The organism is Pseudomonas sp. LBUM1651 (assembly GCF_059716135.1).
Genome location: NZ_CP166805.1, coordinates 4,248,095 through 4,266,310 on the forward strand (window position 1 = coordinate 4,248,095; position 18,216 = coordinate 4,266,310).

General features: G+C 60.9%; 13 protein-coding genes. 6 read left to right on the top strand and 7 right to left on the bottom strand.

What is annotated here, in order from left to right:
- Positions 1-101: 101 nt before the first annotated feature.
- From ACA066_RS19940 to dkgB, 3 genes are all read left to right on the top strand, one after another.
- A complete protein-coding gene (locus ACA066_RS19940) occupies positions 102-1,010 on the top strand; it encodes a LysR substrate-binding domain-containing protein (RefSeq protein WP_497696311.1) in 909 nt (302 codons plus the stop codon).
- Positions 1,011-1,106: 96 nt separating this feature from the next.
- On the top strand, positions 1,107-1,646 hold the full coding sequence (locus ACA066_RS19945) for a PaaI family thioesterase (RefSeq protein ID WP_497696312.1): 540 nt from the start codon (positions 1,107-1,109) through the stop codon (positions 1,644-1,646).
- A gap of 233 nt (positions 1,647-1,879) precedes the next feature.
- A complete protein-coding gene (gene dkgB, locus ACA066_RS19950; RefSeq protein ID WP_497696313.1) occupies positions 1,880-2,683 on the top strand; it encodes a 2,5-didehydrogluconate reductase DkgB in 804 nt (267 codons plus the stop codon).
- Positions 2,684-2,686: 3 nt separating this feature from the next.
- Here the strand turns inward: dkgB and ACA066_RS19955 are convergent, their stop codons facing one another.
- The 7 genes from ACA066_RS19955 to ACA066_RS19985 all read right to left on the bottom strand — a co-directional run bounded on the left by ACA066_RS19955 (position 2,687) and on the right by ACA066_RS19985 (position 13,227).
- Positions 2,687-5,923: a transporter substrate-binding domain-containing protein gene (locus ACA066_RS19955; protein WP_497696314.1), complete on the bottom strand. Its 3,237-nt coding sequence runs from the start codon at positions 5,921-5,923 to the stop codon at positions 2,687-2,689.
- On the bottom strand, positions 5,924-6,559 hold the full coding sequence (locus tag ACA066_RS19960) for a response regulator (RefSeq protein WP_497696315.1): 636 nt from the start codon (positions 6,557-6,559) through the stop codon (positions 5,924-5,926).
- 108 nt (positions 6,560-6,667) lie between these two features.
- The gene (locus tag ACA066_RS19965) at positions 6,668-7,081 is read right to left on the bottom strand and encodes a response regulator (RefSeq protein WP_497696316.1); all 414 of its coding nucleotides are present in this window, start codon (positions 7,079-7,081) and stop codon (positions 6,668-6,670) included.
- A gap of 123 nt (positions 7,082-7,204) precedes the next feature.
- Positions 7,205-7,921 carry an MgtC/SapB family protein gene (locus tag ACA066_RS19970; protein ID WP_497696317.1) on the bottom strand — a complete coding sequence of 239 codons (717 nt, stop codon included), beginning with the start codon at positions 7,919-7,921 and terminating at the stop codon, positions 7,205-7,207.
- A gap of 135 nt (positions 7,922-8,056) precedes the next feature.
- Positions 8,057-10,759, bottom strand: coding sequence for a magnesium-translocating P-type ATPase (gene mgtA / locus ACA066_RS19975; protein WP_497696318.1), 2,703 nt, complete (start codon positions 10,757-10,759; stop codon positions 8,057-8,059).
- A 520-nt stretch (positions 10,760-11,279) separates the two neighbouring features.
- Positions 11,280-12,617 (bottom strand): lysine N(6)-hydroxylase/L-ornithine N(5)-oxygenase family protein, encoded by a 1,338-nt coding sequence (locus ACA066_RS19980; protein WP_497696319.1) that lies wholly within the window; start codon positions 12,615-12,617, stop codon positions 11,280-11,282.
- A 130-nt stretch (positions 12,618-12,747) separates the two neighbouring features.
- Positions 12,748-13,227 carry a sigma-70 family RNA polymerase sigma factor gene (locus tag ACA066_RS19985; protein WP_497696320.1) on the bottom strand — a complete coding sequence of 160 codons (480 nt, stop codon included), beginning with the start codon at positions 13,225-13,227 and terminating at the stop codon, positions 12,748-12,750.
- A 426-nt stretch (positions 13,228-13,653) separates the two neighbouring features.
- Between ACA066_RS19985 and ACA066_RS19990 the strand changes: the two genes are divergently transcribed.
- Genes ACA066_RS19990 through ACA066_RS20000 form a run of 3 tightly spaced genes read left to right on the top strand, consistent with a single transcriptional unit; the run spans position 13,654 to position 18,202 of the window.
- Positions 13,654-14,826, top strand: a complete 1,173-nt coding sequence (locus ACA066_RS19990; protein WP_497696321.1) for an efflux RND transporter periplasmic adaptor subunit — start codon at positions 13,654-13,656, stop codon at positions 14,824-14,826.
- Entirely contained in the window at positions 14,827-16,800 is a 1,974-nt protein-coding gene (locus tag ACA066_RS19995; protein WP_497696322.1) for a MacB family efflux pump subunit, read from the top strand. It begins immediately after the preceding gene.
- A 7-nt stretch (positions 16,801-16,807) separates the two neighbouring features.
- Positions 16,808-18,202 (top strand): efflux transporter outer membrane subunit, encoded by a 1,395-nt coding sequence (locus ACA066_RS20000; protein ID WP_497696323.1) that lies wholly within the window; start codon positions 16,808-16,810, stop codon positions 18,200-18,202.
- Positions 18,203-18,216 lie beyond the last annotated feature (14 nt).

Genomic DNA, 18,216 nt, shown 5'->3' on the forward strand with positions numbered 1-18,216 from the left:
TGCCTCCAAACTGTGGTTTGACGCGATGAACAAAGCTTAAAACCGAACCCTTTGGTGCGCTAGACTGCAAAAATCAGCCTTAGCGTTCTATATGGAGAACGATGGTGGAAGACCTCAACACCCTCTACTACTTCACCCAAGTGGTGGAACATCAGGGTTTCGCCGCGGCCGGACGGGCGCTGGAGATGCCCAAATCGAAGCTCAGCCGGCGCATCGCCGAACTCGAAGAGCGCCTCGGCGTGCGCCTGTTGCATCGCACCAGCCGGCATTGTTCGCTGACGGAAATCGGCCAGGCCTATTACCAGCGCTGCCTGGCCATGCGCGTCGAGGCGGAAAGCGCCGCCGAACTGATCGAACGCAACCGTTCCGAGCCCCAGGGCCTGGTGCGCATCAGTTGCCCGACCGCGCTGCTCAATTCCTGGGTCGGACCAATGCTGACCCGCTACATGCTCAAATACCCGTTGGTGGAGTTGTTCATCGAGAGCACCAACCGCCGGGTCGACCTGATCCACGAGGGTTTCGACATTGCCCTGCGCGTACGTTTTCCGCCGCTGGAAAACACCGACATGGTGATGAAGGTGCTGGGCAACAGCACCCAATGCCTGGTGGGTAGCCCGGCGTTTGCCGAGCGCTTGTCGACGCCCGCCTCCCCGGCCGATCTCAGCGGTTTGCCCAGCGTGCACTGGGGCGCGGCACAGCGTGAATACCAGTGGGAGTTGTTCGGCGCGGACGGCGCCAGTGCGCTGATTCGGCACGCGCCGCGCATGGTCACCGATGACCTGCTGGCCTTGCGTCACGCGGTGCTCGCGGGCATTGGTGTCGCGCACCTGCCCAGCGTGGTGGTGCGCGATGACATCGCCGCCGGACACCTGGTGGAACTGGTGCCGGGTTGGGCGCCCAAGTGCGGAATTGTCCACGCGATCTTTCCGTCGCGCCGTGGATTGCTGCCGTCGGTGCGGGCGTTGATCGACTTTCTGGGGGAGGAATTCAGTCACAGCGATATTGCGTGAAGGACTCGACACACGGGGCTGGCGGAGTTTTTATTTCGAACATAATATAAGCGCAGATTACAACCATAATATCCGCACTCATCCGAGGACATGATCATGCAAAGCCCCAACCGAGAAGCCACCCTCGCCCGATGGATTGCACAGGAAGACGCCATGCGCGCACGTCTGGCCGGCCCCGGCAGTCTGTCGATGGCCGAGGTCAGCGCGCTGTCGCCCAGCGAATTCTTCGACGGCATCGGCAACGGTGAACTGCCCTCGCCGCCCATTGGCACGCTGATGGATTTCATCCCCATCGAATGGTCGGCCGGGCTGTTCATCTTTCAGGGCACACCGGATTCGCGGCATTACAACCCCCTGGGCAGCGTGCACGGCGGCTATGCGGCGACCTTGCTGGATTCATGCATGGGTTGCGCCATTCACACGCAGCTGAAAAAGGGCCAGGGGTATACGACGCTGGATCTGCGCATCAGCTATGTTCGTGCGTTGACCGGCGCCAGTGGGCCGGTGCGGGCCGAGGGCAAGATTGTCCATCTGGGACGCTCGACGGCGCTGGCCGAGGGGCGGATTTATGATGTGGATGGGCGGTTGTATGCGACGGGGTCGACGACTTGCATGATTCTTGAGGCTCGGGGGTAAAGATCCGAAACCGAGTCGCGGCCATCGCGAGCAGGCTCGCTCCCACAAGGACAGTGTGAACCCTGTGGGAGCGAGCCTGCTCGCGATGGGGCCAGAATAAACACCAGTAAACCCCCAGACTGCCCACGATTCATGACTTGCGGTAAACATTGCTTTGCCCCACCAGCGGTTTTTCTCAAGGATGCGGGCGCGGATACTCGTGCCCATTCCCACTGCAAACCCTGGAGTCATAGATGTCTATTCCCGCATTCGGTCTTGGTACGTTTCGCTTGCAGGGCCAGGTGGTCATCGATTCGGTGAGCACCGGCCTTGAGCTGGGCTATCGGGTCATCGATACCGCGCAGATCTACGAGAACGAAGCCGAGGTCGGCGAGGCCATCGCGGCCAGCGGCATCGCCCGTGAAGAGCTGTTCATCACCAGCAAGATCTGGGTCGCCAACTTTGCCAAGGATCGCTTGATCGACAGCCTCAAGGAGAGCCTGAAAAAACTGCAAACCGACTACCTGGACCTGACCCTGATTCACTGGCCATCGCCGGAAGACCAGGTGCCGGTCGAAGAATTCATGGGCGCCCTGCTCGAAGCCAAACAGCTCGGCCTGACCCGCCAGATCGGCGTTTCCAACTTCACCGTCGATCTGATGAAACAGACGATTGCCGCCATCGGTGCCGAGCACATTGCTACCAACCAGATCGAACTCCACCCGTACCTGCAAAACCGCAAGGTCGTCGAGTTCGCGCAGAGCCAGGGCATCCAGATCACTTCCTACATGACCCTGGCGTATGGCGAAGTATTGAAAGACCCGGTCATCCAGCAGATCGCCGATCGCCTGCAAGCAACGCCTGCGCAAGTGACGCTGGCCTGGGCGATGCAATCGGGTTACGCAGTGATTCCTTCATCCACCAAACGCGCCAACCTGCAAAGCAATCTGAAAGCCTGCGCCCTGACCCTGAGCGATGCCGACATGGCGCTGATCGCCGGTCTTGATCGCGGCCAGCGCCTGACCAGCCCCAAAGGCATCGCGCCGCACTGGGATTGAACGTCAACCCTGCGCCAGGCGTTGGTCCAGCCGCGTCATGGCCTGCTGCAACTGGTCGACCGCGACGTCGATCTGCGCAGCATGGCCCTCCCTGCAGGCACGCTCCAGTGCTTCGCAACATTCGATCAGGCTGACCGCCCGAATCATCAACGCCCCGCCCTTGATACGGTGCGCGAGCGCGCGAAGCACCTGCTGCTCGCCGCTCGCATGCGCCTCGAGCAGTTCATCCCGATCCGTGCGATTGGTCATGACCACGTCGCGTAGCAATTGCGTGATCAATTCATGGTCGCCGCCGACGTATTGCAGCAGGCCGCTCAGATCGATCTCGGCGTTTGAAGATGCTTCGGTGGGCGATACCTGCCCGCCCGTAAATTTCGAGGACAGCCAGGCACTCAGATCCGGCAGACCGATCGGTTTGAACAGGCAGTCGTCCATGCCCGCCTCCATGCAACGGGCCTTCTCATCGGGCTGCGCATTGGCGGTCAACCCCAGAATCAGTGTTGGCGGCAATCCCTGCCCCCGCTCTTCATCGCGTATAGCCCCCGTCAGTTCATAACCGTTGAGCACCGGCATGTTGCAATCGGTCATGACCACATCGAATTGAAATTCGCGCCACCTCTCGAATCCTTGCCGACCCTCCTCGGCGACCATCACGCTGTGACCCAGATAGCCCAACTGCCGGGACATCAACTGGCGGTTGGCCGGGTAGTCGTCGACCACCAGAATCGTCAGGGGTCGGGTCGGCGCCTGTTCCTCGCTTTCAGGTAACTCACTGGGCGATAACGATTGCAACTCGGGCAGCTCAAGGCTGACGTCGATCCGCGTCCCGCGCCCGAGAACGCTGTCGAGTTGTAATCGGCCGCCCATCATTTCGCACAGGGTACGGCTGATCACCAACCCCAACCCCGAACCCTGCCGGCCTGAATGCGGATTGTTACCGGCCTGCACGAACGAACTGAACAGGCGCTTCTGATCGAGTGCGCTGATGCCGATGCCGGTGTCTGCAATGCGCACGCTGACCGCCAGATGCCCCGCCACTCCAGGTTCGACCCGCAGTGTCAGGCTCACTTCGCCTTCACGGGTAAACTTGATTGCGTTGCTCAGCAAATTGGACAGCACCTGCTTGAAACGCGTGGGGTCGATCAACACGTCGCAATGGCTGCTGTCGTCCAGTACGACGCGCCATTCCAGATTTTTCTGCCGCGCCAACCCCTCGAACACCCGGCACACCGATTCGACCAGCGTGTGCAGATGGGCCCGTTCCGGTGTCAGGGACAAATGCCCGGACTCGATGCGGGCGATGTCCAGAATATCGCCAATCAACGCCAGCAATTGTTTCCCGGCACTGGACGCCACTTCAATGGCGGAACGGTCAGTGACGCCTTCATCCGCCTGTTTCAGCGCCAGCTCGAGCATGCCCAGCAACGCATTCATCGGCGTGCGTATTTCATGGCTCATGGTGGCCAGAAACGTGGTTTTCGCACGGTTGGCATCGTCCGCGGCGTCCTTGGCCTCCTGCAACTGACTGAGCAATTGCTGACGCAGACGAATCTGCCGACGCTGCCAGGCGATCCAGGCCAGCGCCAGCAACAACAAGGCGCCGGCGGCGGCAAAGGCCTGGAGAATGTCCTGACGATGGCCCAGCCAGAAGCTTGGCTCGACCATCAGGTCATTGCGCCAGTAGCCCGTCATTTCATCGATTTCTTCGGGTGGAATGCTGAGCAGCGCCTTGTCCAGAATCGAATGCAGCACCACCGCCTCGCGACCGGTCGCCAGGGTGCTGCGGGCCGGGTCGGTGCCGACGGTGCTGGTTACTTGCAGCTGGTCCCGATACTGCCGGGAAATCATGACCCTGGCACCGATCAGCGAGTTGATGCCGCCGTCCGCGTTGCCCTGGGCAACCATTTCCATCGCTTGCGCCGTCAAGGGCGCATTGACCAGTTTAATCTGCGGAAAGTGCTGACGAATGAACTCACCGGCACTGTTGCCCTGGGTGACGGCCAGTGTTTTACCGGCCATTTCATCCAGTGTTCGGGGACTGTCCGGCGCGATACGCGTCACCAGCACATTGGGACTGGTCAAAAACGGCCGGGTGAAGCGCAATTCGGTTTCACGTTCGACGCTGGGGCTGATCCCGGCGACCAGATCGACCTGTCCGGTCCTGATCCATTCCAGCATTTCAGCCACTGACCGGGTCGGTTGAATGTCGAACTTCAAGCCGGTGCGCAAGCTGATTTTCGCCAGCACATCAATGCTGATGCCCCGGTACTTGCCCTCACTGTCGATGAAGGAAATCGGCATGAGGTTTTCGTTGATCGCCACTCGCAGGCGCGGATGATCGTCGAGCCAGCGTTGCTCAAGCACGCTGAAGAGCGGGGCCTGAGTACCTGCGATGGAGGCCCCGCTGCCGCCCCATCGGCGCAGGATGTTCATCCGTTCATTGGTCGGGATCGCCGCCAGCGCCCGGTTGACGATGCGTTGCAGCTGATGATTGTCGCTGCTCATGGCGAACGCGAAACGCCCGGACTCCAGAAGCGCAAAATCGGCCAGTTGAACATTGTTGAGGTAGTTTTTGCTGATCAGGTAGTTGGCGCTGATGGCATCGCTGAGGACAGCGTCCACCTGACGGAACGCTACGGCCCCCACCGCCTCAAGCGTCGAGGGATACAGCTGGACATTCGCCTTGGGATAAAACGCCCGCACATGCTGCTCGGGCAAATAGTGGTAGAGCATCGCCAGTCGTTTACCGGCCAGATCGGGGTCAAGCGGCGCAGTCGAATCCGTGCGGGTCAGCACGACGGGTTGATCGTCCGCATAGGCAGCGGACATCCGCAACTGTGGATCCTCGACCTCGTAACGATTGGCTGTTCCCAGCAAATCAGCCTTGCCTTCCTTGATCGCCCGCACCGCCTCGTCCCGCGATGCATAGCGGTGAACATCGATCTCCACGTGCAACAGCTGCTTGAGCAGCCCGGCAAAATCAGCCGTCAATCCTTCGTAATCCGTGCCGGTGGTGGTGATGTCGAAGGGCGGGTAGTCCGGCGCCGAGATGGCCAGCACCAACCGGCCCTTTTGCCGCAGCAACCGCGAATCGGCATCCGACAATTTGACGTCGTAGCCGTCGACGGTGGAGCGTCCCAGCAATGTCAGGGCTTGCGGTTGTGCGTAGACGCTGGATATCCATAGACAGCCCAGCAGCGCCAGGAGTAGCAGGCAACGCGAACGCCGGAAAGTCTTCATTCAGATCAATTCATGGCGTTTGGCGAAATGACTCAGGTGTACATTGGATTCAACGTTGAGTTTTTCTTTCAGCCGGGTCTTGTAGGTGCTGGTGGTCTTGGGGCTCAGGTTCATGAGCTCGGCGATTTCCTTGTTGCCCAATCCCTTGGCCAGGTACAGCAAGATGGTCAGTTCGCGGTCGGAAAGCTTGTCGATCATCTCCTTCTCGCTGCGTTGCATTGTGCTCAGCGCCACCGAACTCGACGACAGCTTGGCGAAATAGGTGTAACCGGCCATCACTGCATGCACTGCCTCGTGCAAATGCTGCAAATCGTTGGATTTGGAAACATACGCCACAGCGCCGGCACGCATGCAGCGGTCTTGATAAAACCGGGGGTCCTGGCCGGTGAAAACCAGTACTCGGCATCGCTCATCACTGGCCTGGATGCGAGCCAGTACTTCCAATCCGCCGAGACGGGGCATCATCAGATCCAGCACCACCAGATCAGGTTGATGCTTGCAGATCGCCGAAAAGACCTCGTTGCCGCTGGATACCTCGTGAATCGGATCAAACCCTTCCTGTTTAAGCAGGATTTTGACGGCTGCGCAAACCACCGGATGGTCGTCCGCAACCACCGCTGATCTCGCTGGCTTCATGGCAACTCCTGTGCAAAGGCACGACAATTGAGCAATCAATACCCATGGGCCAGGCCCGGGTAGTACGTAGGGCTGCGCGAAGACTCTTGCATGGATATCCGCGCCAGACTACCTGACAGAAATGACAGTACCGACGAACGGTAATCGAGGATCAACCGTTGCCATCAACCGCTGGATGCACGCCAGATCAGGCAGCGCGGCGAGGCTCACCTGAACCTTCTGCTGCCCGCACGCAGGGATCGACGGCAACTTCAGCTGCTCGCCGCCATAGATCAATGCGTGGTGAACCTGTGGGTTTTCGAGGAAGAAACCAGGCAGGTCGAACGCCTCACCCGCCAGCGAGGCATTGATGACCACCAGATCAAAAGGCTCGCTCCCGTACTCGACCAGCGTCAGCAATTCCGCAAGGTCTTGCACCGGCGCCACGCGGTAGTAATCGAGCCGGTTGAACAGGCGCTCGATTCTCATCCGCTGGAAATGCTGCTCGTCGGCAATCAGGATTCGTAACGCTTTGTTAGGCAACCGGGGCCCCCAGAAGGGTTTCAGATTCGTGAGGCCGCAAGGCTACGGAAGACCCGCCGAGCTTTCTGTAGGACTATTCCTAAAAACCAGGGCGTCCCGTCCGTTGTCAGAGGGGAATCAACGCTACTCCGTCGTACTCGGACTCCAGAACGCCTGTACCACCAGCGTCGACGTCGAAATCCGCGCCACCAGTGCATCCAGTTCATCCCCGTCCACCGACGTCGTCGCGAGCGTCGCTTCCACCTCGATTTCCTCGGTGCCGAATGCGTGCACGTCCACATCGCTCGCCGGGTAATTGCTGCGCTCGAGTTCCGCCTCAAGCAGCGCCAGTACTGCTTTCTGTTGCGCGCGTCGGGCTATCACGTAAACGATGTTTGTGACTTCAGCCGAAATCACATCCAGCGGCTGACGGTTGATGTTATTGACGATCGGCCGCAGCAAGGTATTGGCCGCCAGCACGAACAGCGTACCGAGCAAGGCTTCGAGGACCAGGTCGGCACCGGCGCAAGCACCGACCGCCGCCGAGGCCCACAAGGTGGCGGCGGTGTTGAGGCCCCGTACGTTGCCCTCCTCGCGCATGATCACCCCGGCACCGAGAAAGCCGATGCCGGAGACCACGTAGGCGACCACCCGCACCGCCCCTTCGGCGCCGCCGAGGCGGTTGGCCATGTCGACGAAAATCGCCGCGCCCACCGCCACCAGCACATTGGTGCGCAGGCCGGCGGTGCGTTGACGGTATTGGCGTTCGAAGCCGATCAGGCCACCGAGGATGAAGGCCGCACTGAGGCTGACCAGGGTGTCGACCAGCGAGGTCAGGTTGATGTTGTTGAGTGCTTGCATGAGTGATTTCCTGAATCTTCAGCCTTAGTACGATTTCCTGTGAGCAAGGCTTGCCCGCGAAGGGGGCGCCTCGTTTCCAAAGCAAACCGCGTCATCGTTCTTCGCGGGCAACCCTTGCTCCTACAATTGGCAGCATTACTGCCAGCCAAACCGGCGGATATAGAACCCCTTCACCGCCTGGGTCAGCGCCATGTACGCCAGCAGAATCACCGGCAGGAACACGAAGTACAGCGACGGCAGCGCCTGCAATTTGAAGTAGTGCGCGAGCGGCCCCATCGGCAGGAAAATCCCCACGGCCATGATGATCCCGGTCATCACCATCAGCGGCATGGCCGCACGGCTTTGCAGGAACGGGATCTTCGGCGTGCGGATCATGTGCACGATCAACGTCTGGGTCAGCAGCCCGACCACGAACCAGCCGGACTGGAACAGGGTCTGGTGGTCCGGTGTGTTGGCGTCGAACACGTACCACATCAACGCAAACGTGCTGATGTCGAAGATCGAACTGATCGGCCCGAAAAACAGCATGAAACGTCCGACATCCGCCGGTTGCCAGCGCTGGGGTTGCTTGAGCATTTCTTCATCGACGTTATCGAACGGGATGGCGATCTGAGAAATGTCGTAGAGCAGGTTCTGCACCAGCAGGTGCATCGGCAGCATCGGCAGGAACGGGATGAACGCGCTGGCCACCAGCACCGAGAACACGTTGCCGAAGTTCGAGCTCGCGGTCATTTTGATGTACTTGAGCATGTTGGCGAAGGTGCGGCGCCCTTCCAGCACGCCCTCCTCCAGCACCATAAGGCTTTTCTCCAGCAGGATGATGTCGGCCGCTTCCTTGGCGATGTCCACGGCGCTGTCCACCGAAATTCCGATGTCGGCGGTACGCAGGGCCGGGGCGTCATTGATGCCGTCGCCCATGAACCCGACCACATGGCCGTTGCCTTTGAGCAGACGGACGATGCGTTCCTTATGCGTTGGCGTCAGTTTGGCGAAGACGTTAGTGGTCTCCACCGCCACGGCCAGTTCGGCGTCCGTCATGCGCTCGATGTCGTTGCCCATCAGCAGGCCTTGCTGCTCCAGACCGACTTCGCGGCAGATCTTCGCGGTCACCAGTTCGTTGTCGCCGGTCAGCACCTTTACCGCCACGCCGTGAGCGGCCAATGCTTTCAGGGCCGGCGCGGTGCTTTCCTTCGGAGGGTCGAGAAACGCCACGTAACCGATCAGCGTCAGCGCCTGCTCATCCGCCAGGCTGTAGGTGTCGCGCCCCTCGATCATTGGCCGCGCGGCGACCGCCACCACCCGCAGTCCTTCGGCGTTGAATGCCGCGTTGACCTGACGAATCCGCGCCAACAGGTCATCGGTCAGTGCTTCATCGACCACGCCGTGCCGCACCCGTGTGCACACCGCCAGCACCTCTTCCACCGCGCCTTTGCAGATCAGCAGGTGCGAGTGATCGCGCTCGGCGACCACCACCGACATGCGCCGACGGGTAAAGTCGAACGGGATCTCGTCGACCTTGCGAAACGCCGTGCCGACCTTCAATTCACGATGGACCTCGACGTGCTCGAGCACCGCCACGTCCAGCAGATTTTTCAGGCCGGTCTGGTAGTAGCTGTTGAGGTAGGCCATTTCCAGCACGTCATCGGAATCGTTGCCCCAGACATCGACGTTGCGCGCCAGAAAAATTTTGTCCTGGGTCAGGGTGCCGGTCTTGTCAGTGCACAACACATCCATGGCGCCGAAGTTCTGGATCGCGTCGAGGCGTTTGACGATAACTTTTTTGCGCGACAGGAATACCGCGCCTTTGGCCAGGGTCGAGGTGACAATCATCGGCAGCATTTCCGGGGTCAGGCCCACGGCAATCGACAGCGCGAACAGCAGCGCTTCGGTCCAGTCGCCTTTGGTGAAACCGTTGATGAACAGCACCAGTGGCGCCATGACGAACATGAAGCGGATCAGCAGCCAGCTGACTTTGTTGACCCCGGTCTGGAACGATGTCGGCGCACGGTCGGTGGCACCGACTCGCTGGGCCAGTGCACCGAAATAGGTGCTGTTGCCGGTGGTCAGAATCACCGCGATCGCGGTGCCGGACACCACGTTGGTGCCCATGAACAGGATGTTGTCGAGGTCCAGCGGGTTGCTCGTGTCGCTGTCCTGCTGGCGAGGGAATTTTTCCACCGGCATCGATTCGCCGGTCATGGCCGCCTGACTGACGAACAGGTCCTTGGCGTTGAGCACGCGGCAATCGGCGGGAATCATGTCGCCGGCCGAGAGCACGATCAGATCGCCCGGCACCAGCAGTTTGATCGGTACTTCGGTGCGCATTGCATCCCGACGCATCACCGTGGCCGTGTTGCTGACCATCGCCTTGAGCGCGTCGGCCGCCTGGTTGGATTTGGTTTCCTGCCAGAAGCGCAGCAAAGTCGAGAGCACCACCATCGAGAAAATCACGATGGCGGCTTTCATGTCCTCGGTCAGCCAGGAGATGACCGCGAGCAACGTCAGCAGCAGGTTGAACGGATTTTTGTAGCAATGCCACAGGTGAGTCCACCACGGCAGCGGTTGCTCGTGCTCGACTTCGTTGAGGCCGAATTGCACGCGCAGTGCATCGGCTTCGGCTTCGCTCAGGCCGTCGGTGTGGCTGTTAAGGTTGTCCAGCAGTTGGCCGGTGTCGCTGTTGGCAGCGCTCACCAGGGTTTGCGCCAGGGTCGGCGGCACCTCGCGGCTAACCGTGGTGTCGGTGAAGTTTTCCAGCAGCGCCAGGCGACGGAAGTGTCGAGCGATGTGGCGGGTGCGCAGGAATCCGGCGAAGAATTCTTTGAGCAGGGTCAGGTTCATGGCAGTTCCCCCAGGGTCAGCCGGGAAACCTTCCAGCAGGCGTGTCGGTGCGCCGCGATGACGACAACAAGTCGAACATCACGCACGGTTCAGCGTCGATGAGAGGACGTCGGGACACGGACCAGGACTGGCCGCGATCGGGATGCCGCTGCTCGCTATTGGGCGAGACAACGGCACAAAAAGTGGCGCGTTATCTTGCCGGGAAGTTGCCGGTTATTGGAACCGGCCGACTACTGTCACTCGAACAAGTACCCACTGTGGGTCTCCGCTATTGATGAAAACGCGCGCAGCTTACGCCCCGATTTGTGGAGAGTAAACGAAGGATTGGCAAGTCGTTGGGGAATTGCGGGGTTCTTCAGGGAGGGTTCAGGATTAAGGATTTGTGGCGCTAATGAGGGCCCCATCGCGAGCAGGCTCGCTCCCACAGTGGATCTTCAGTGAACACAAATTTTGTGTAAGACAAAGATCAAATGTGGGAGCGAGCCTGCTCGCGATAGCGGTTTTACAGACGCCGAAAATATTAGCTGGCTGTCGCTAGCAGCAAGTCCACCACCGAACGACCATGCCCCCGGCTTTTGCCATGCTCATACAACGACCCGGCAATCTCATCCGCGCGAATCGGCAGGATCGACAGCAGGGTATCGCTCAGCCCGTGGCTCGCCTGACAGAAGCCCTGCATGTAGATGCCGGCCTTGCAGCGCTCGTCGGTGATCAGTTTGTAGTTGCGATCGACTTCGAAATCACCCTGGTACTCCTCCAGCGGCGCCAGCAGTTTGCGGTGCATCTGACGTTCATACCCGGTGGCCAGAACCACAGCGTCGTAAAGACGGACCGTGACTTCGCCGGTCGCGTTGTTGCGCACGGCCAGTTCGATGCCGCGCTCGGTGGCGGTGGCTTTTGAGAGGGTGGTCAGGGTGCGGAAGGCATGACGGGCAATGCCCGAGACTTTCTGGCGATAGAAGATGCCGTAGATGCGTTCGATCAGGTCAATGTCCACCACCGAATAGTTGGTGTTGTGGTACTCGTTGACCAGGCGCTCACGCTCGCTGCTCGCCTGCTGGAACACCAGGTCGGTGAATTCCGGCGAGAACACTTCGTTGACGAACGGGCTGTCGTCCGCCGGTTTCAGCGCTGAGCCGCGCAGGATCATGTCCACCTGCACCGACGGGAAGCTGTCGTTCAAATCGATGAAGGCTTCCGCCGCGCTCTGCCCGCCGCCGATGATCGCGATGCTCATCGGCTGGTTGTTCACGCACGGTTGCTTGGCCATCTGCGCCAGGTACTGCGAGTGATGGAACACCCGACCGTCATCCTTCAGCGCCTTGAACGCTTCGGGAATACGCGGCGTGCCACCGGCGCTCACCACCACCGAACGGGCGGTGCGCACGTGTTGCTGACCTTGTGTATCGCGCGAGATCACACGCAGCGCTTCGACCTGTTGGTTGTGCAGCACCGGCTCGATGGTCAGCACTTCTTCGCCATAACGGCTCTGTTCGGCAAACTGCCCGGCAACCCAGCACAGGTAGTCGTTGTACTCCATGCGGCACGGATAGAAGGTGCCGAGGTTGATGAAGTCCACCAGACGGCCGTGGTGCTTGAGGTAGTTGACGAAGGAATACGGGCTGGTCGGATTGCGCAGGGTCACCAGGTCCTTGAGGAAGGAGATCTGCAATTCGCTCTGGGTCACCAGAGTGTTGCCGTGCCAGCGATAGTCCGCCTGCTTGTCGAGAAACAGAACATCCAGCTCGCCCTGACTCGGCCCGCGCTCTTGCAGAGCGATGGCCAGCGCCAGGTTCGAAGGGCCGAAACCGACGCCGATCAGGTCGTGAACGATGGGCGATGCAATTGCCTGTGTCATTTCCAGTGTCCTCTGGATGAACCCCTCAACAAGGGGAGGAAGCCTAAGTGACCTGGCTATTCTTGGGAGCACAGCAGGTCGTCTGTTGAGTAGGAACGAGGACAATGAAATAAAATTTAACAACAAACGCTCAGTGGGCGTCCCATTGCCGCATCCGCACCCGGCAATGCTTCATTGCATTGACGATGTGCTTTTCCACCAACGCGCGGGAAATGCCGAGGTGTTCGGCGATTGCCGGGTGCGACAGGCCATCGATCTTGCGCAGCAGGAAACTCTCTCGGCACAGCCGTGGCAGTTCCGCCAACGCACGCTGGAGCATCTCCAGGCGCTGGCCATGATCGAGGCAGGTGTGAGGGGACGGGGTGAAGTAGCGCTCTTCGTTGTCGAGCACCTCCAGCGACTCGACCTGACGCAAGGCATTGCGCCGATGGTCGTCGATCACCAGATTGAGCGCAATGCGATACAGGAATGCCCGGGGCTGCTCGATCGGCGTGTCGCTGGAACGTTCCAGAACCCGCACATAAGCGTCATGCACCACATCTTCGGCCACCTGACGGTTGCCCAGCTTGGCGTTCAGGAAACACACCAGCTCGCGATAGTAGTTTTCCAACCATGACTCCCGGCCGCACGGGTGCGGTTTCTATCCTTGAGCCACCGCAACGACCGCCGAAATGGGCAGTGGCACGATAGTGGCAGTTCGAGTGTGTAATTTATAGTAATTCTCATATAGATTTAAAGTGTTGCTTCATCTTGCCCGACAAATAGTGTTGAACATGTAGGAGCGAGCTTGCTCGCGAAGGACTTGAGAGCACCGCGATTATTCAGGAAGAAACGCGTTTTCGTTAACGTCCTTCGCGAGCAAGCTCGCTCCTACAGTGTGTTTGTGTCGGCTTGTGTCGAGGGCTAAATTCCCCGCCGCTCTTCTCGTATAAAGGACAGCTCCCCGTCTCTGTCGGCTTCCCGACAGCGTTCAACTGTTGCCATATTTCGTGCGCAGGCTGAGCGACGGGCCGATATCCATTGGCCGGAACCCTGCATGAAACGTCCCCGACACACCCGACGCGCCCTGCTTGTAGCACTGTGTCTGATCCCCGTTATCGCCGTGGCTGCCTGGCAGGTCATCCCGCCCGGCCGAGACAAATTCGCCACTGTGCAAGTCAGCCGCGGCGACATCGAAAGCAGCGTCACGGCCCTCGGCACCCTGCAACCTCGACGCTACGTGGACGTCGGTGCGCAGGCGTCCGGGCAGATCCAGAAGATCCACGTGGAAGTCGGTGATGTGATCAAGGAAGGCCAGTTGCTGGTGGAAATCGATCCGTCCACGCAACAGGCCAAACTCGACGCCGGGCGTTTCTCGATTGAAAACCTCAAGGCGCAACTCGAGGAACAACGGGCGCAACACGAACTGGCCCGGCAAAAGTTCCAGCGCCAGCAGAACCTCAAGGCCGGCGGGGCCACGCGCGAAGAAGACGTGCAAACCGCCCAGGCTGAACTGCGCGCCACTCAGGCGCGCATCGATATGTTCCAGGCGCAGATCCGCCAGGCCCAGGCCAGCTTGCGCAGTGATCAGGCCGAGCTCGGCTACACGCGCATTTACGCACCGATGTCCGGCACCGTGGTCGCACTCGATGCCCGTGAAGGCCAGACCCTCAACGCGCAACAGCAAACGCCGCTGATTCTGCGCATCGCCAAGTTGTCGCCGATGACTGTCTGGGCCGAGGTCTCGGAAGCCGACATCGGTCACGTCAAACCCGGCATGACCGCCTGGTTCACCACACTCAGCGGCGGCAAGCGTCGCTGGAGCAGCACCGTGCGGCAGATTCTGCCGGTGCCGCCCAAGCCTTTGGATCAGACCAGCCAGGGCGGCGGCAGCCCGGCCAGTTCGAGCAAAAGCGGCAGCGCCCGCGTGGTGCTGTACACCGTGCTGCTTGATGTCGACAACGCCGACAACGCGCTGATGGCGGAAATGACCACCCAGGTGTTCTTCGTTTCCAACCAGGCGAAAGACGTGCTCACCGCCCCCATCGCTGCGCTGCAAGGCGGCACGCAACCGCACATCCAGACCGCTCAGGTCGTCGCCAGGAACGGCCGCGTCGAGCAACGTGACGTGCGCACCGGCATCAGCGATCGCCTGCGGGTGCAGATTCTCGACGGCTTGCAGGAAGGCGATCACCTGTTGATCGGCCCGGTCGACGGGAGTGGCGGCTGAATGCTGACGCCCCTGATCGACCTGCAGGACATCCGCAAATCCTACGGCGGCGGCGATTCACCGCAGGTTCACGTGTTGCGCGGCATCGACCTGTCGATCCATGCCGGCGAATTCGTAGCGATTGTCGGCGCGTCCGGTTCCGGCAAGTCGACGCTGATGAACATCCTCGGTTGCCTCGACCGCCCGACCTCGGGCGAATACCGCTTCGCCGGGGAAAACGTCGACGCACTCGACAGCGACGAACTGGCCTGGCTGCGTCGCGAAGCCTTTGGCTTTGTGTTCCAGGGCTACCACCTGATCCCGTCCGGCTCGGCCCAGGAAAACGTCGAAATGCCGGCGATCTACGCAGGCTTGCCGGCCGCCGAACGCCACGCCCGCGCCGCCGCCCTGCTCGACCGCCTGGGCCTGGCCTCGCGCACCGGCAACCGCCCGCATCAACTCTCCGGTGGCCAACAGCAACGCGTCTCCATCGCCCGTGCCTTGATGAACGGCGGGCACATCATCCTCGCCGATGAACCCACCGGCGCCCTCGACAGCCACAGTGGCGCCGAGGTCATGACGCTGCTTGATGAACTGGCGAGCCAAGGCCACGTGGTCATCCTCATCACCCACGACCGCGAAGTCGCGGCCCGGGCCAAACGCATCATCGAAATCCGCGACGGGCTGATCATCAGCGACAGCGCGCACGACAACCCCGACGTGCAAACCTCGGCCAACCCCGGCGCACTGCAAGCTGTCGATCTGCGCAAGCGCCTGAGCGAAGGCGCTGGAGCCACCGGCGCCTGGAAAGGCGAACTGGTGGACGCGGTGCACGCCGCGTGGCGGGTGATGTGGATCAACAAGTTTCGCACCGCCCTGACGCTACTCGGAATCATCATCGGCGTCGCGTCGGTGGTGGTGATGCTGGCCGTAGGTGAAGGCAGTAAGCGTCAGGTGATGGCGCAAATGGGCGCGTTCGGCTCGAACATCATTTACCTCAGCGGCTCGTCCCCGAACCCGCGAACGCCGCTGGGCATTATCACCCTCGATGACGTCGCGGCGGTGGGCAGCCTGCCGCAGGTAACGCGCATCATGCCGGTCAACGGCGAGGAAGCCGGGGTGCGTTTCGGCAACCTCGACCACTTGAGCTACGTCGGCGGCAACGACACCCACTTCCCGGCGATCTTCAATTGGCCGGTGGTGGAAGGCAGCTATTTCACCCAGGAAGATGAACGCAACGCAGCGGCTGTCGCGGTGATCGGCCACAAGGTGCGGACCAAATTGCTCAAGGACGTGGCCAACCCGATCGGCCAATACATCCTGATCGAAAACGTACCGTTCCAGGTGGTCGGCGTGCTCGCGGAAAAAGGCGCCAGCTCCGGCGACACCGACAGCGACGACCGCATCGCCATCCCGTATTCCGCCGCCAGCGTCCGGCTGTTCGGCACTCACAATCCCGAGTACGTGGCCATCGCGGCAGCTGATGCACGCAAGGTCAAAGAAACAGAAATGGCCATCGAGCAGCTGATGTTGCGTCTGCACGACGGCAAGAAGGATTTCGAGCTGACCAACAACGCGGCGATGATCCAGGCCGAAGCACGCACGCAAAATACCCTGTCGCTGATGCTCGGTTCGATCGCCGCGATTTCGCTGTTGGTGGGCGGGATTGGCGTGATGAACATCATGCTCATGACCGTGCGCGAACGCACCCGCGAGATCGGCATCCGCATGGCCACCGGTGCCCGACAGCGCGACATCCTGCGGCAGTTCCTCACCGAAGCAGTGATGCTTTCGGTGGTCGGCGGCCTCGCCGGCATTGCCCTGGCGCTGATCGTCGGTGGCGTACTGATCCTCAGCGAAGTCGCGGTCGCGTTCTCTTTGATAGCGGTACTCGGCGCCTTCGGCTGCGCCCTGGTCACCGGTGTTGTCTTCGGCTTCATGCCGGCTCGCAAAGCTGCCCGGCTCGACCCGGTCACAGCCCTTACCAGTGAATGATCGATCTATGAAAGCGCCACTCAGCCTGTTGACCCTCTGCGTACTGCTCAGCGCGTGCGCCAGCCCGGATCCGCACCCGGAAAGTGGCCTGCAGCCGCCGCCCGTCTGGCAGTCGGCGCACAGTGAAAACGCCGTGTTGAGCAACGCCCAGTGGTGGACGCACTTTGGCAGCCCGCAGCTGGATCAACTGATTGAACAGGCCCGCGTCGGCAGCTATGACCTGGCGGCGGCACTGGCACGGGTTCGTCAGGCCCGGGCGACGACCGTGATTGCTGGCGGTTCGCTGTTGCCGGAAGTGAAAGCCGCCGCAAACGCCAATCGCCAGAAGCTGATGCGCGGCAACGGCTACAGCCAACTGGACGCCGACGACAGCAACAAGGCAGTGGATTACTTCGACGCCAGCCTCAGCGCCAGTTATGAAATCGATTTCTGGGGCGGCCAGCGCGCCTCCCGCGACAGTGCGCAATTCGGCCTGCGGGCCAGTGAGTTCGATCGCGACACGGTGGAATTGACGCTGCTCAGCGCGGTCGCCAGCACCTATGCACAAGCCCTGTCGCTGCAAGAACAGCACCGTATCGCGCAGCTCAATCTGGCGAATGCGCAAAAGGTTTTGAACCTGGTACAAACCCGCTTCGACGCAGGCTCGGCCACCGCCCTGGAGCTGGCTCAGCAAAAGAGCCTGGTGGCCGCGCAACAACGGCAGCTGCCGCTGGTGCAGCAACAAGCCGAAGAAGCGCGAATCAGCCTCGCCGCCCTCCTCGGCCGCCCCGTTCAAGCAATGAAGCTCGACGATCAGCGCTTCGATCAGCTCAGCTGGCCGGTCATCGGCGCGGGCGTGCCCAGCGACTTGCTCAACCGGCGCCCGGACATCGCTCGCGCCGAAGCGCAGTTAGCGGCGGCACGGGCCGACGTGACCGTGGCCCGGGCGAAAATGCTGCCCACGGTGACATTGAGCGCCCAGATCGGTTCTGGCGCCGACACCTTTAACGACGTACTGCGCAGCCCGTTCTACAACCTCACCGCCGGATTGGTCGCGCCTATTTTCAACAACGGACGCCTGAGCGCCGAACGCGACAAAGCTACGGCCCGCCAGGAAGAACTGCTGGAAACCTACCGTGGCGCGATCATCAACGGCTTTGCCGACGTGGAAAAAGCCCTGACCGGTATTCGCGGACTGGACGCTCAGCGGCAGTGGCAGAGTGAAGAATTGAATCAGGCGCAAACAGCGTTCGATATTGCGCAAAGCCGCTATCAGGCCGGGGCCGAGGATTTGCTGACGGTGCTGGAAACCCAACGCACGCTGTATGCCGCGCAGGATCTGAATGTGCAACTGCGGTTGTCGAGGTTGCAGGCGAGTATTGCGCTGTACAAGGCGCTTGGGGGTGGGTGGCAGGTTCTTTAGATTCGCGGTGCGAG

Coding starts and splice junctions, on each gene's coding strand:
- ACA066_RS19940 (WP_497696311.1), top strand. CDS start 102: ATGGTGGAAGACCTCAACACCCTCTACTACTTCACCCAAGTGGTGGAA.
- ACA066_RS19945 (WP_497696312.1), top strand. CDS start 1,107: ATGCAAAGCCCCAACCGAGAAGCCACCCTCGCCCGATGGATTGCACAG.
- dkgB (WP_497696313.1), top strand. CDS start 1,880: ATGTCTATTCCCGCATTCGGTCTTGGTACGTTTCGCTTGCAGGGCCAG.
- ACA066_RS19955 (WP_497696314.1), bottom strand. CDS start 5,923: ATGAAGACTTTCCGGCGTTCGCGTTGCCTGCTACTCCTGGCGCTGCTG.
- ACA066_RS19960 (WP_497696315.1), bottom strand. CDS start 6,559: ATGAAGCCAGCGAGATCAGCGGTGGTTGCGGACGACCATCCGGTGGTT.
- ACA066_RS19970 (WP_497696317.1), bottom strand. CDS start 7,921: ATGCAAGCACTCAACAACATCAACCTGACCTCGCTGGTCGACACCCTG.
- mgtA (WP_497696318.1), bottom strand. CDS start 10,759: ATGAACCTGACCCTGCTCAAAGAATTCTTCGCCGGATTCCTGCGCACC.
- ACA066_RS19980 (WP_497696319.1), bottom strand. CDS start 12,617: ATGACACAGGCAATTGCATCGCCCATCGTTCACGACCTGATCGGCGTC.
- ACA066_RS19990 (WP_497696321.1), top strand. CDS start 13,654: ATGAAACGTCCCCGACACACCCGACGCGCCCTGCTTGTAGCACTGTGT.
- ACA066_RS19995 (WP_497696322.1), top strand. CDS start 14,827: ATGCTGACGCCCCTGATCGACCTGCAGGACATCCGCAAATCCTACGGC.
- ACA066_RS20000 (WP_497696323.1), top strand. CDS start 16,808: ATGAAAGCGCCACTCAGCCTGTTGACCCTCTGCGTACTGCTCAGCGCG.